The sequence below is a fragment of the Secundilactobacillus pentosiphilus genome, assembly GCF_002217985.1.
Classification (GTDB): Bacteria; Bacillota; Bacilli; order Lactobacillales; family Lactobacillaceae; genus Secundilactobacillus; species Secundilactobacillus pentosiphilus.
Window position 1 is genome coordinate 53411 of the sequence record NZ_BCMI01000015.1, and the last position, 13766, is coordinate 67176.

Genomic DNA, 13766 nt, shown 5'->3' on the forward strand with positions numbered 1-13766 from the left:
TCTTGGGGTTAACTTAATTTGGAGGGATCATTATGGAATTAACGGCGACAGATTATAATATTTTAGACGCGATTGCTTCAGGAAAGGTGGAACCAGGTACCAGCCCGCGGCACTTTGTCGACTATTGCGATAACGTTATTGGCGGTGATCCGCAACCCCTGATCGATGGCGGCTACATTGATGCCGAACCGTACATTAACGGTTTAACGGAAAAGGGAAAGCAGGCACTGGCTGATCGACAAAAGTAAAATTGACTTCGGTGATTACCCAAGTGCTAAGCGGGCAATTTTAAGCCAGCTGCAGCAGTGGCATTGGCAGATCACGTACGTTGAAGGGGTCGTGCGTGATCAGCACGACTTTGAAGCCGTGATTCAGGAAAATCACCGGTTACGGTTAGCAATTCGTGCCAGCTACCAGGCCAATGAAAAATTATCCAGGCGCGAACCGATGGCATCGCAACGACTGCACCGGCGTTATTTGCAGGTGCTGCTGGATCTCTCCAGTCAAATCGTTTCGATTCCATCGAAGTCCATGGCGTATTACGACTTAATCGGGTTTAAGGACCATCTCTTACAAGCCATTGACTATATTGAAGATAAGTCACCAGAAAAGGGGAGCGATTAACGTGCAGTTGCTGATCGGCAACGTTTCAGAATTAAAGCTGCCGGAGCGAAAAGCTGAAATTAAGCTTTTCTTTGACAGCATTGGCTATCAGCTCACGGCTAGCAACGAGGACCTACTCTCGTTAACGGGCGAGTACGCTCAGTTGAGCGTTCAGCCGCCGGTAACTTTCCAGCGGTATGATCAGGATCGTTTTCTCAGCATTCGGTCAGACGGGAAGAGTATGACGCTGCCGTACGCAAAGGCGCTGCGGGGACGATGAAGGTAGTGGCAGAGTAGCAAAAACGGCGGGATCCTAAAAATCAGGGTGGCTACCGTTTTTGCTTGCACTCCTGCACCTAGCATTATCGGGTTCCAGTGAGCAGAGAGCTGCATGTAACTATAAAATGGCAGAATCCCCAAACCCAGGGGCTTCCGCCATTTCATAGTTACACTCCGCTCTCTAGGCGCTCACTTCCACACCTAGAACTTTTTCGACACCTTATACGGTTTTGAATTACCCAATTCATTATCATGGGTGATTTCATTATCTGACAGGAAAATGTCAAACTGCTTTTGGCTTTCCATTCCCTTTACGACTAGGATGTGCCCATCCTGCGCGTGATTTTGACGATAGATCTGCGCACTTCTTACCGCTTCGTCGTAATCGTGGAAGTTGGCAATTGAATCACCAGGATTGAAAAATATGAGGTTATCCATTAAAATCACTCCATTCTTGATTCGTTTCCATTATACCGCAAACGCTTTCACAAGGCGAGTTTAAAGAAAAGGTTATAAGCCACGATGTTTCCTAGTATTACAGCGGTTTTTTTGATAAAATGAACATTGTTTTGAATCACGTCTTGCAACAGCTCTCGTTGATTGTTCGAGGCGTGAGAATGACGAACGTGTTGCGACACGTGAAACGTAAAATAACGGTAAATAGATGCTAAAAAGGGGATTACAACATGTGTGGATTTGTTGGTTACGTTAACCAGACAGATGTGCCTAGCGATACGATCGTGAAGATGGCCAACCGTATTCGTCATCGTGGACCTGATGACGAAGCTTACTTTAATGATGATAAGGTCGCGATGGGTTTCCGTCGGCTATCAATTATTGACCTTGCGCATGGTAAGCAACCCATGTATAACCAGGATCAAACTAAAGTTTTAACTTTTAACGGTGAAATTTATAACTACCAAGATATTCGTAAAGAACTGCAGGACTTAGGCTACGAATTCCGAACTGACGTGGATTCAGAAGTTCTGATCCACGGTTACGATGCTTGGGGTCCAGACTTGCTGCAACACCTGCGCGGCATGTTTGCCTTCGCCATTTACGATTCTAAAACCGGTGACGTCTTTGGTGCCCGTGATCACTTCGGCATCAAGCCGCTTTACTACTACGATGACGGTAAGACGTTCCTGTGGGCTTCTGAAATCAAAGCCTTCTTGGAACACCCAAACTTCAAGAAAGAATTTAACGAAGACTTGTTAGCCATTCATTTGAGCTTCGAATTCATTCCTTCAAAAGACACCATGTTTAAGAACGTTTATAAACTGATGCCAGGCCACTACTTCATTCACAGAGCAGATGGTCACACCGAAACGCATGAATACTACAAGTTTAGCTATGACAACATTGACGAGAACCAAACCATCGAAGACGATGCGATCAAGATTCGCAAGCTTGTTGACGATTCCGTCGATGCCCACATGATCGCCGATGTTGAAGTCGGTAGTTTCTTATCCAGTGGGATCGATTCCAGCTACGTGCTTAACGAAGCCGCTAAACTCAAGCCGATTCAATCCTTCTCCTTAGGGTTCCATAACTCTAAGTACAGTGAATTGAGCTGGTCAACCGAGTTTGCCAAGGAAATTCACCAGGAAAACACGCCGTTGACCATGACCGGTGATGACTACTTTGACATTTTGCCGACCATCATGTACTACATGGATGAACCGTTATCCAACCCTTCAGCCATGCAGCTGTATTACCTGTCAAAGGGAACCCGTAAAAAGGTGAAGGTTGCGCTTTCTGGTGAAGGTGCCGATGAATTCTTCGGCGGCTACAACACTTATTTGGAAGCTAAACCGTTTGAACGTTATCAAAAGGCGGTGCCAGGCTTTATCCGTAAAGGGTTGGCTAAAGCCGTTGTTAACCTGCCGAGATTTCACGGCCGCCGGTTCTTAGTACGTGGAGCGGAGCCGCTTAGTGAGCGTTACTACCGGGTCAACTACGTCTTTGACTACCATGACCGCGAGAAGATCTTGAAGAACCCTGATTTAAACCGCGATGCTGGTGAATACACCAAGCACATCTTTGACGATGTTAAAGACAAGGATGAAATGACGCAGATGCAGTACTTTGACATCAATACTTGGCTGCCATACGACATCCTGCACAAGGCCGACCGCATGAGTATGTGCAACTCCCTTGAAGTCCGGACACCGCTGGTTGATAAAGAAGTGGCTAAGTTTGCTTCTACCATGCCGATCAAGACGCGGATCCGCGGTACCGAAACGAAGGTTTCTCTGCGGACAGCTGCCTTGGCCGAACTGCCAGAACGGGTGGCTAAAAAGGAAAAGATGGGCTTCCCATCTCCAATCGCTAGCTGGATCAAGGAAGATAAGTACCGCAAGCGGATCGAAGAGGCCTTTACCTCTGACGTTGCTAAGAAGTTCTTCAACACGGACGCCTTACTTGAGATTCTGCAAGAACACATCAACGGTAAGTCATCCATGCAAAAGATCTTTACTATCTACACCTTCATTCTCTGGTACGAAGTTTACTTCCCTGAGAATACTTCTGCAGATACGATCAGCAAGGTTCGCCGGACCGATATCGACAAAATCCCAGCTGCTAACTAAACTGCAATTTTCCATACGAAACCGGCTAAAATGTCGGTTTCTTTTTGGATAGAATGATGAAATAATAGGGTTTAAGACTCAACTAATTGGAGATGAAAGCCGTGTCACTTGATATTACCCAAGTGGTGACTTTACTAGATGAACATCATTTATTAAAAACGGTCACGATGACCGATGCAAACCAAGCCTTTCAACATGTGAACTACAATTCACAGACGGTTGAACCGGATACCTTATTCTTTTGTAAGGGCAACTTCAAACCGGCTTATTTACTCGGCGCCAAGAAAGCCGGTGCTACCGCCTACGTGTCTGAAACCCGCTATGAAGAAGGCCAGGGACTCACGAGCATTATCGTGACTAATATTCAAAAAGCCATGTCGTTGCTGGGAGCGGCCTTTTACGGCTATCCTCAAAATGACCTCTTTATCATTGCCTTTACGGGGACGAAGGGTAAAACCACGTCTGCCTACTTTACTTACGGAATCGAACAAAAACATACCCACGATCGGGTAGCGCTGTTTTCAACCATTGACCGGATCGTCGGTAACGCACCGGAAGACCGGTTTAAATCAGATTTAACCACTCCCGAATCGCTGGACCTCTTTCACGATATGCGCCACGCCGTGGATAACGGCATGACCCACTTAGTGATGGAAGTGTCCTCGCAGGCGTACAAGAAGAACCGGGTCTACGGGTTGAAGTATAACGTCGGGATCTTCCTAAATATTTCACCGGATCACATCGGCGAAAACGAACACCCGACCTTTGCGGATTACCTGCACTGTAAAGAACAGCTGCTGGTCAACGCCGACACCTGCATCATTAACGCGGAAACGGATCATTTGGCGGATGTCTACTACGCTGCCAAAACCACGACTCAACCCGAAAATATTTACCTGTACGCCCGGGAAGGCGCCAAGCTGCAGATGCCATTAGACCTTGACGTGACCTTTAAGAACACGAACGAGACCTTGCATCAAAGTGATTTTCAGGTGACGGCCGTTTCTGAAAAGGCCAAGCAGCTCGCTATCAACGGGAGCTACGAATTACACGTGCCTGGCGACTTTAACGAAAACAACGCGACTAGTGCGATTATCGCCAGCGCGCTGTCGGGTGCCAGCTACGATGACGCCAAGGCGGCGCTGACCAACGTCCACGTGCCTGGTCGTATGGAAATGGTTACTAGTAAGGCTCACGGGACGATTTACATTGACTACGCCCATAACTACGGCAGTTTAAAGGCGCTGTTAAGCTTCCTGCGCCTTCAAACGGGTGCTGGACGCGTGATCGTGGTGATCGGCAGCACCGGTAATAAGGGTGTTTCTCGTCGTGAAGGCTTCGGCAAGGCACTCAGTGAAGAAGCTGACGTGGCCATTTTAACGACGGATGATCCTGCTTATGAAGATCCTAAGAAGATCGCCGAAGAAATCGATGCGCACATCGACCATCAAAAGGTTAAAGTGCAGTACGTTATGGATCGTAAAACCGCGATTGAGACAGCCATCAAGATGAGTACGAAAGACGACATCGTGGTGCTTGCTGGTAAGGGCGAAGACGCCTTCCAGAAGGTCAACGGCGTCAACACGCCGTACCCGACCGACGTCACGATTGCTAAAAACGCTGTGGAGGAAATGTAGAATGGCAGAAACACCAAAATTTACCCCAATTTTATTGGGAAGCGACTTTAACGTTTACGGCATGGCCCGTTCACTGTACGAACTGTACCACCAGCCAGTGAAGGCCTTTGCCTCTATTCAATTAGCACCGACCCGGTTTACCAAAGTTGTTGATTTGGAACTGATTCCCGGCTTTTCAGAGGACCCGGTCTGGATCGACTCAATGCGTAAACTCAAGGAACGTTACCGCGATCATAAGGAACCCGTGATTTTGATCGGCTGCGGCGACGGTTATGCTGAACTGATTGCTAAGCATAAGGATGAATTGTCAGACGTATTCGTTTGCCCGTACATCGACTATGATTTACTGAAAACTTTGAACAACAAGGAACGCTTCTACAAAGTCTGTGACAAATACGGTTTGCCATACCCGAAGACCCGGACGATTTCAAAGGAAGAACACGACAGCCAGACGGTTGTGGAACAGCCCTTTGACTACCCAGTGGCACTGAAGCCCACCAATAGCGTGGAATGGTTAGACGTGCACTTTGAAGGCCGCAAGAAGGCTTTTCGGATCCAGTCCCGTGAAGAATTTGACCGGGTACTGGACGCGGCTTACGCCAATGGTTATAAATCCGACTTTATCCTGCAAGACTTCATCCCCGGTGACGACAGCAACATGCGGGTGTTAAACGCCTACGTTGACCAGCACCATCACGTTAAGATGATGTGTCTGGGTCACCCGTTACTGGAAGATCCCGCACCATCCGCGATTGGGAACTACGTAGCCATTTTGCCGGAGTATAACGAAGCCATCTACAAGCAAATCAAGGATTTCTTGGAAAAGATCGAGTTTACCGGTTATGCCAACTTTGATATGAAGTACGATGTTCGTGATGATACGTTTAAATTATTTGAGATCAATCTCCGACAGGGCCGTAGCAGTTTCTTCGTGACCCTTAACGGCTATAATTTAGCCGACTGGGTCGTCAAAGACTACGTTAAGCAGGACTTAGTCGATCAGCCGACCGTTTATGGCAATAAAGATGAAAGCAAGCACGCGCTGTGGCTTGGGGTACCAGTGAAGGTCTTCAAGAAATACGCACGGGAAAACGCCGATAAGGATCGGGCGCTGGAACTGATCAGGGCTGGCCGTTACGGCACGACTTATCAATACTCTCATGATATGAACCTGAAACGCTGGGCTTTGATCAAGTGGATGAATCACAATTACTCGAAGAATTTTGATCGTTATTTCGCTGAAAACAAAGGGTGATTTTATGGAACACTTCTTTACAATAATCGGTGGTATGGGTACCGAAGCCACCGAAACTTATATTCATCAGTTAAACGAACGGACACCAGCCAGCAAGGATCAGGACTACCTGAACTATATCCTGGTGAACCACGCGACCATTCCGGATCGCACGAGCTACATTAAGGACCATAGCCAGCCGAATCCGCTGACGCCGCTGCTGGCCGATATTAAGGCGCAAAGTCAGCTAAAGCCGGACTTCTTCGTGCTGCCGTGCAATACCGCGCATTACTTCTACGATGAAATGCAGGCGGCTACGGATGTGCCCATCCTGCACATGCCCCGAGAAGCGGTCAAAGAGATCGGTAAAAAGTATCCAAAAGCGCATCGAATCGGCCTGATTGCCACTGAAGGGACGATTTACGACCATATTTATGATCATGAGATTGAAGCAGCGGGATACGAATTCCTGGCTCCTAGCCAATCCGTTCAGGAGCAGACCAACAAGCTGATCTACGACTGCATCAAGGATAACAACGAGGTTGACCGAAAACTGTATCATGGGTTAGTCCAGCAGATGTTTGATGAAACACACTGCGACGCACTGGTTTTGGGCTGCACGGAGTTGTCCTTAGCTCAAGATCGCGAACCAGTGACGGATAAGCCGGTGATCGACAGTCAGTCGATTCTGGTCGACCGTTCGTTGGAAATGGCGTTGAAATTACAAAAGCCGTGACATAACTCGGTAGATTCCAGAATTTAACACCAAGAAGCGTTCTTCCGATGGTTTTGATCGGGAGGACGCTTCTTGGTGTTAAATGGCCGGAATCTGAGTTATGGAGCGGGTTAAGGCTACATTAAAGGAATGAACGAAAGTCAATCTTAAGCTGTGTTTTAGTCAAGAACCTTGATCATAGGTTTATCAATAGAGACTTATGGCACAACCTCAATCTTTTTGTGTTAGTAAGTTGCTGATGATGGGTCAAATTGAACGCAGCGTCGTGATGATTCCCACTGCAGCGGTGATCAAGATCACGATGGTGATGACCACGCTCCAGGTGATGGAAAGACTGCGCTCCTGTTTATGGCCGAACGCAATTTCAATGATCAAAATGATGATGACAGCCAGTGCGCCCTTTAACGATACCAGTAAGGGGGAGTGGTTAAAGGTCCGGATCATTAGGATAACGGTTGCGCAGGCCATGATGAGGTACATCAGACGGTCAATAATCAGCCACTGTGCAATTTTCTTTTCAGATTTCCGGTTTAAGCCGATAATTGTAACCGGGATCAGTAAAATCAAACTCATAAAATAGATGGTTAGCCACATAAAGTCACATCCTTACACAAAAAAGATATCAAGCATATTACTGGTAGTTACCGAAGTTAACTGTTATTTTAAGTCTACCACGCCTGGGACATGAAACTCATTTTCAATTCAAATTCTTAATTCAACGTTAAGTTTACGAAAAGTTGGGCAATTGTGAAAGTGAGGCTTGTATTCCCAGACAAAATTTGTTATTATCTTTTTCATCATGCGAAGTGGAGGGGACAACCCAATGGCAGAACATAAAGTTGGCGACTATGTAAAGGGCAAAAAGTTTGGCTCTTTTGAACATGACTTTGAAGGGGAAATCGAGAAAATTTATGAAAACTCGGTATTAATTCACATTTTAAGTTATGATGACGAGGATCGAATTTTGGTTGGTGAACTTAACAACCGTGCCATCGTACGTAAAGAAGATGCTGAGCCAGTAAAAGCAAAAGCATAATTTAATGAAAATAACGGTTAACTTTTTCAGAAAAGCTTATTTTTATGCAGTTTCTTGCTGACAGGATAAGCATAATATGATAATATAGTTACTGTTATGCGGGTATAGTTTAGTGGTAAAATTCAAGCTTCCCAAGCTTGAGTCGCGGGTCCGATTCCCGTTACCCGCTTAAGAGAACAACGCGGTGCAGAGCTGACCTGAGAAGGTCGGCTTTTTTGTATACGCAGAAGTTTTAATACTTGAATGGATTAGAGTAGATCTTAAACGATGCATACAGTATTCCTGTTAATTAACAAAGGAAAATAGACCATCTGGGACACATCCATACAGGTTATTATACGGTGGCTGACAGCCTTTGAGGAGACACGATTAGTGCACTACAGCAGCATTTACCCCGCTAATTTACAGTTTAAAATGAAACTAGTGCTAAATAGCATTGTTAGTAGGAATACATAGGCATATAATTGTAGATTGATTCACAAAATAATTTTATAGGAGTAACTCACATGCAGACATCTAAGCTCGTCACGGTTGCCTTAATTGCAGCCGCCAGCATCACCCTATCTGCCACACAGGCAAGTGCTAAAGCAACCACTAAGGTCCGGTATTATCAGAACATCAAGAACCGCACTGTAACGGTCAAGAACCAAAAGGCAGCCGTTTATACTTCCGCTACCTTGAAGCACCGTCACGGTACTATGAAAGGCTATGGTAAAAAGGTAGTCGCCTACTACGCTGCACATGTTACTCAATCCAACGGCCACCGTGCCGTCTACTACAAGTTCCGCACTAGCAGTCATAAGGCTGGCTGGGTATGGAGCGGTTATTTAAAAAACGCTAAGTCTGCTTCGTCTGATGGAATGACTATAGATTGGTCAGAAAGTAAAAGAGAGAATGAGATTGAAAATAAAAACAGCTACCCTAGTAATGATGCAATGGGTGGATATATAACCTATGTAAAACCACAAGCATCTGGCCCAGGTACAGGATTTGATAAAGCCGAACATTTTCCTAAAGGTTATAAGGTAAACTGGTAATTAATTAAATTTCAGGATAAAAGACTCGCCTTACTTATAACTTGGAGGATGAAAAGAATGAAATTTAGCAATAAACTATTTTTAACTACATTAACTATTATCTCTGTACTATCTGTTACCACCCCAGCACAAGCAAAAGAAAATAAAGTAAACGGGATGCCCAAATCACTGCAACATGTTTGGCATCGTGGGGCTTACAAAACTAAAATCACTAAACATCATATTTACTGGGCCCCAAACGGTGGTAAATATAAGACACATATTTCCTTTAAGATGGTTCTCAAGCAGGGCAACAAGTATACAGTTGACAGTCTTAAAATACTTGAGCAAACGCCTTATTGGGTAAAAGGCCGTTACATGTATCATGGGATTAAAAACGATCCAATGTACAATATCACTAAATGGCACCGTTAATAATCAAAAACAATCTAAGATTAGTTCTGGTATTGATCGATATCAGAATTGATCTTAGATTGTTTTATTTTAACAGCACAACAATTAGCATTATTGGTGCATACTTACGAAATCTTACTTTTCATTTGAAACGTCTTACTAGCAAATGAACCGGGAAGCTTTTCCGTTTCCACTATATCAGGACGATTGTCAGTAGGTCGAAGGATTTCCGATATATTCTTAAAAATCAACCTTAGCGATTCTAACAGCTAGACTAATAAAACGACTAACATCTTTCATAACTTCCGGTTGATTGATATTCTCAGAAAAAACCATTCCATATGATAATTTTTCGTCTGAGTTTAAAGGAATATAACGTAGATCAGTATCTGCTTTATTATAAAGGACACTTGGCACAATTCCAATTCCCATTTTTGCTCGGACATAGGCAATAAGGGTTGAAGTATCTGACTCTTCCTTAAAGTTAATATTAAACATATCGGAAGACAAACTATACTTCAAACTTTCTATGGACGGAAAATTATCATTCCCGTTCCATAAATATATATCTCGGCCTGATAGGTCCTGAAAATTGATACTCTGCTTCAAAAACAAAGGATCATTTTCAAGGACAACCACGGAGAAACCTTTTTCAAAAAGGCGCTCATAATGAATGTTTTTAGAGGCCATAAAAACATCTTTCTGCATCATCATAAAATCAATTGTCTTGTCAGTAAGTAGTTTCGAAATATTTTTCTCGTGACCTGGGTCTACAAAATAGGGAATTAATTCAAAGTGTGTTCGGGTATTTATAAGGTTTAATGCAATTGGCAACCACTTTTTCTCAAATGGCAAATCGGTGTATCCCATTTTTATTTTTGGCTTATCCGTCACTTCACCCTGGCGAAGGTTACTAATGACATTTTCCGTTTCATTCATGGTTAATGACACATGATTATAAAAGATTTGGCCACTTCGAGTTAGTGCAACTTTATGATGAGTCCGATCAAACAAGCTTACCTTTAACTCTTTTTCAAGATTCTTTATGTTCTTTGAAACAGCTGATTGTGATAAAAACATTTCTCTAGCAGCTTTAGTAAAATTGAGTGTTTTCGCCAACGATATAAAACACTTTAATTGGGTTGAATTCATTTTTGTCATTCCATTCTGTCATATCAGAATTCTGATTCAATATAATGATATCGCTTTATTTGCGTTAATATCAAGGCGTATTCAATATTATGTGAATGAGGTGATAGTTATGGTTACGCCAAAAAAGAATATTCGTCCGTGGATAGTGATGTGCTGTATTGGTTTAATTTCTGCAGCTTGCTTAGGATCTTCAATGGTTTTGATGGGATCTTTCTTAGTACCACTAAGTTATTCCCTGCATACTTCCGTTTCGTTTTTGTCTTATTATTACACGGTAATTGTCATTATTATGGCAATCATGATGCCCTTTGTGCCCAAGATACTGCAAAAAATTAGTAGTAAATTACTTTATACCATTGCAAGCATAGTCGTCGTTGCTAGTTTACTGGCGATGCCATACTTTAAAAGTGTGTGGTTGTTTTTTCTAATAGCGATTGTCATTGGTATTGCAATTTCATTTATGTCTTTTGTACCAGTTGGTATCCTACTTGATAACTGGTTCAGTGAAAAGAAGGGGTTGGCAGTAGGACTTTGTTGGGCAATTACTTCAGTATTTCAGGGAATTATGAGCCCGATACTTTCTAAGCTTATTTCGGTGAACGGCTGGAGAAGTAGTTTAACAACGCTTGCAATTATAGTTGCTATTTTGAGTATACCTTGTGCTTTATTTGGAGTGAACTTTTCACCAGAACAAGAAAAACGTTTTCCCTATGGTCATACTGAAAACAAAAATTCTTCAACCCAACAAAATATGCATACCCCAGAAGTTTCAAATCGACAACTATTTTCTTCTCCCGCATTTTGGATTCTTCTCATAATGATCGTTTTATTACAATTTCCTGCTGTTTTAAACCAAATGTTTCCGACATATGCCGCCACTTCAGGTTTCTCAGGGACAGTTGGTGGCCTAATGGTTACTGCAGCAATGTTGTTTGATATTATATTGAATCCCTTAGTTGGGTCAACTTGCGATAGGTACGGTGCGGAACGAGCAAGTGTTATCTGGCTTGGAATTGCATTTATCTCCTACCTGTTACTAATCTTTGCAACACACATTCATTCTGCAGGGTTAGCTATATTTACCGCTGGAATTAACGATGTCTTTTATGTTTATTTAGGAACTGGAATGACTACAATTGCCAGTTCTGCACTCGGGAAAAAGGCTTTTTCAAAAGGTTTTTCTTACGTTAGTTCTATTTCATTTCTGATTGGTGCGTTCGCAATGCCTTTAAATAATTTTATTGCCGAAAAAAGTGGAGGATTTACGGCGGTTTATCTTTTCTTTGCAGTGATCACTCTGCTCATCATTACTTTAGTAATCGCAATTCGTAAAAACCATTTTGATTCGCGTCAAATTAGTTCAGAAGGGAAGGTACTACAATGAAAAAGGATAGATATGATGTTATTGTTGTTGGTGCAAGCAATGCTGGGGGTATGGCCGCAGCTGCTGCCGCAGAAAAGGGTGCCAAAGTCCTTGTTATCGACAAAATGGGTAGTGCCGGGTATTTATATCGGGATACAATAGCTGCTCTCCATAGTCATGCGCAGCAAAAAGCCAATGTCAATGTTGATCAACAAGAATTAGTGAACTTCTTGTCTACTTTCGCCCAAGGGAATGTCGACCAACGCTTATTAAACACGTGGGCAGAACACAGTTCAGAGACGGTTGATTGGCTGGATGAAGAAGTTTTACGTCCAAATGGCGCATATATACAAGCTACTCCGGATGCGTACTACGAAACAGAAAGAAATCGTGCGTTCCCAACGGGAAATGAGGTAACTTCTGCCGATGGAAAATATTGGGAATTAGGTTATGGCAACTGGGTAATTTCTAAAGCAGAACAATTAGGTGTGGAGTTCTGTTGGAAAACGGCACTGCAAAATTTAATGGTCCAGCAAGGGAAAGTAACCGGTGTGTTTGTCAGAGACGTCGCAACGAATCAAGTATCAACTATACAAGCTAATAAGGGTGTTATTTTGTGCACCGGCGGGTATGGATCAAATGTTGATTTAATGAAAAAATGGAATCCATTAGGATTAAAAACTAATGTTTACACTGATGGCCAACGTGACGATGGATCGGGAATTGTGGCTGCTCTTAAAATTGGTGCATCAAAGGACGAAGAACCTGCATCAATTGTATTCAACAGGGGCGCAGTTCCCGTAGGTACGAATACAAATAATTTCTATGAAGTTGATTTAACACCACCTGATGATCCGGGATATTTATGGTTAGGATCCTATCCGATGTTAAAAGTAAATCTTAATGGTGAAAGATTTTTCAATGAAAGTGCACCATATCAATTCCAAATGAATGCTGCCTCTAAACAGCCTGGGTACTTAAGCGCAATGATTTGGACTGAGGAAACGATGAGTGATTCTTATCTAAAGCAGTACCACACGCTGGGGTGTTCTCGCCTAGGCTTCCCAGGAATCTTTACAGGTGCTGAAGCTCGGGAAGAAGTTGCCGATCGTTTGAAAGAGGGCTTAGTCCAAAAAGCAGACAGTATTGAAAAACTGGCAGAACAGCTTGATATACCAACCAAAAATTTGGTAAAAAGTGTTAAAACTTATAATGATTACGTTGCAAAGCACAAAGACTTTGAGTTTGGTAAAGAATCATTTCGATTAGAACCAGTGGACAAAGCACCATATTACGGTGCAATCGTTGGTGGCCGTTTGTTAGCCACTCTTGATGGATTAAGGGTTAATACACGAATGCAAGTCCTGGATAAAAATGATCATGCCATTGCCGGCCTCTATGCTGCTGGCAACTGTTCAGGTGGATTTTTCTGGGGATCGTATCCTGACCATGTCCCGGGTCTGACCGCAAGCCATGCACTAACATTTGGTCGTTTAGCGGGACAAGATGCTGCAAAATAGTGTAAGTATTCCTAGTCTTAGTAAAAGTGGTATGCGTAATTAATTCAGAAAATCATTTTATTAACATTATCTTTTGCCAAGACGTAACATGAACTCATCGATAGATACTAAAAAGAGGCTTTGGTCATTTTCCTGCGATAATCCCTTTATGGTTGTCAGATGAAATACAATAATTCATCTGATGA

At 43.3% G+C, this 13766-nt stretch carries 15 protein-coding genes and 1 tRNA gene; 13 read left to right on the forward strand and 3 right to left on the reverse strand.

All coding sequences use genetic code 11. The features are described from left to right. Positions 1-32 precede the first annotated feature (32 nt). From CES81_RS08315 to CES81_RS08325, 3 genes are all read left to right on the forward strand, one after another. Positions 33-248: a hypothetical protein gene (locus CES81_RS08315; RefSeq protein ID WP_089087439.1), complete on the forward strand. Its 216-nt coding sequence runs from the start codon at positions 33-35 to the stop codon at positions 246-248. A gap of 91 nt (positions 249-339) precedes the next feature. Further along, positions 340-624 (forward strand): hypothetical protein, encoded by a 285-nt coding sequence (locus tag CES81_RS08320; RefSeq protein WP_089121377.1) that lies wholly within the window; start codon positions 340-342, stop codon positions 622-624. Position 625: 1 nt separating this feature from the next. Continuing rightward, on the forward strand, positions 626-883 hold the full coding sequence (locus CES81_RS08325; RefSeq protein WP_089121378.1) for a hypothetical protein: 258 nt from the start codon (positions 626-628) through the stop codon (positions 881-883). 200 nt (positions 884-1083) lie between these two features. Here CES81_RS08325 and CES81_RS08330 read toward each other — a convergent pair whose 3' ends face one another. Further along, entirely contained in the window at positions 1084-1320 is a 237-nt protein-coding gene (locus CES81_RS08330; protein ID WP_089087442.1) for a hypothetical protein, read from the reverse strand. Positions 1321-1568: 248 nt separating this feature from the next. On the opposite strand from CES81_RS08330, the gene asnB reads away from it, so the two are divergent. The 4 genes from asnB (at position 1569) to CES81_RS08350 (ending at position 7080) form a co-directional block, all read left to right on the forward strand. Continuing rightward, positions 1569-3473, forward strand: coding sequence for an asparagine synthase (glutamine-hydrolyzing) (gene asnB / locus CES81_RS08335; protein WP_089087443.1), 1905 nt, complete (start codon positions 1569-1571; stop codon positions 3471-3473). Positions 3474-3574: 101 nt separating this feature from the next. After that, a complete protein-coding gene (locus CES81_RS08340) occupies positions 3575-5110 on the forward strand; it encodes a UDP-N-acetylmuramoyl-L-alanyl-D-glutamate--2,6-diaminopimelate ligase (RefSeq protein ID WP_089121379.1) in 1536 nt (511 codons plus the stop codon). A 1-nt stretch (position 5111) separates the two neighbouring features. Next, a complete protein-coding gene (locus CES81_RS08345) occupies positions 5112-6365 on the forward strand; it encodes a carboxylate--amine ligase (protein WP_089087445.1) in 1254 nt (417 codons plus the stop codon). A 4-nt stretch (positions 6366-6369) separates the two neighbouring features. Next, positions 6370-7080, forward strand: a complete 711-nt coding sequence (locus CES81_RS08350; protein ID WP_089121380.1) for an aspartate/glutamate racemase family protein — start codon at positions 6370-6372, stop codon at positions 7078-7080. Positions 7081-7326: 246 nt separating this feature from the next. Here the strand turns inward: CES81_RS08350 and CES81_RS08355 are convergent, their stop codons facing one another. After that, positions 7327-7674, reverse strand: a complete 348-nt coding sequence (locus CES81_RS08355) for a DUF1516 family protein (protein WP_089121381.1) — start codon at positions 7672-7674, stop codon at positions 7327-7329. Positions 7675-7903: 229 nt separating this feature from the next. On the opposite strand from CES81_RS08355, the gene CES81_RS08360 reads away from it, so the two are divergent. The 4 genes from CES81_RS08360 (at position 7904) to CES81_RS08375 (ending at position 9567) form a co-directional block, all read left to right on the forward strand. Further along, on the forward strand, positions 7904-8116 hold the full coding sequence (locus tag CES81_RS08360; RefSeq protein ID WP_089087448.1) for a DUF2187 domain-containing protein: 213 nt from the start codon (positions 7904-7906) through the stop codon (positions 8114-8116). Between the two features lie 98 nt (positions 8117-8214). Further along, positions 8215-8285 (forward strand) — tRNA-Gly (locus tag CES81_RS08365). 337 nt (positions 8286-8622) lie between these two features. Beyond that, positions 8623-9153: a hypothetical protein gene (locus tag CES81_RS08370; protein ID WP_089121382.1), complete on the forward strand. Its 531-nt coding sequence runs from the start codon at positions 8623-8625 to the stop codon at positions 9151-9153. 57 nt (positions 9154-9210) lie between these two features. Further along, on the forward strand, positions 9211-9567 hold the full coding sequence (locus CES81_RS08375; protein WP_089121383.1) for a hypothetical protein: 357 nt from the start codon (positions 9211-9213) through the stop codon (positions 9565-9567). 219 nt (positions 9568-9786) lie between these two features. Here the strand turns inward: CES81_RS08375 and CES81_RS08380 are convergent, their stop codons facing one another. Continuing rightward, positions 9787-10698, reverse strand: a complete 912-nt coding sequence (locus CES81_RS08380; RefSeq protein WP_180949761.1) for a LysR family transcriptional regulator — start codon at positions 10696-10698, stop codon at positions 9787-9789. A 109-nt stretch (positions 10699-10807) separates the two neighbouring features. On the opposite strand from CES81_RS08380, the gene CES81_RS08385 reads away from it, so the two are divergent. Then, positions 10808-12082: an MFS transporter gene (locus CES81_RS08385; protein WP_180949762.1), complete on the forward strand. Its 1275-nt coding sequence runs from the start codon at positions 10808-10810 to the stop codon at positions 12080-12082. Then, positions 12079-13581 (forward strand): FAD-dependent oxidoreductase, encoded by a 1503-nt coding sequence (locus CES81_RS08390; protein WP_089121385.1) that lies wholly within the window; start codon positions 12079-12081, stop codon positions 13579-13581. Before CES81_RS08385 ends, CES81_RS08390 begins: the two co-directional genes overlap by 4 nt. The last annotated feature ends 185 nt before the right edge of the window (positions 13582-13766 follow it).

Coding starts and splice junctions, on each gene's coding strand:
- CES81_RS08315 (WP_089087439.1), top strand. CDS start 33: ATGGAATTAACGGCGACAGATTATAATATTTTAGACGCGATTGCTTCA.
- CES81_RS08330 (WP_089087442.1), bottom strand. CDS start 1,320: ATGGATAACCTCATATTTTTCAATCCTGGTGATTCAATTGCCAACTTC.
- asnB (WP_089087443.1), top strand. CDS start 1,569: ATGTGTGGATTTGTTGGTTACGTTAACCAGACAGATGTGCCTAGCGAT.
- CES81_RS08345 (WP_089087445.1), top strand. CDS start 5,112: ATGGCAGAAACACCAAAATTTACCCCAATTTTATTGGGAAGCGACTTT.
- CES81_RS08350 (WP_089121380.1), top strand. CDS start 6,370: ATGGAACACTTCTTTACAATAATCGGTGGTATGGGTACCGAAGCCACC.
- CES81_RS08355 (WP_089121381.1), bottom strand. CDS start 7,674: ATGTGGCTAACCATCTATTTTATGAGTTTGATTTTACTGATCCCGGTT.
- CES81_RS08360 (WP_089087448.1), top strand. CDS start 7,904: ATGGCAGAACATAAAGTTGGCGACTATGTAAAGGGCAAAAAGTTTGGC.
- CES81_RS08370 (WP_089121382.1), top strand. CDS start 8,623: ATGCAGACATCTAAGCTCGTCACGGTTGCCTTAATTGCAGCCGCCAGC.
- CES81_RS08375 (WP_089121383.1), top strand. CDS start 9,211: ATGAAATTTAGCAATAAACTATTTTTAACTACATTAACTATTATCTCT.
- CES81_RS08380 (WP_180949761.1), bottom strand. CDS start 10,698: ATGAATTCAACCCAATTAAAGTGTTTTATATCGTTGGCGAAAACACTC.
- CES81_RS08385 (WP_180949762.1), top strand. CDS start 10,808: ATGGTTACGCCAAAAAAGAATATTCGTCCGTGGATAGTGATGTGCTGT.
- CES81_RS08390 (WP_089121385.1), top strand. CDS start 12,079: ATGAAAAAGGATAGATATGATGTTATTGTTGTTGGTGCAAGCAATGCT.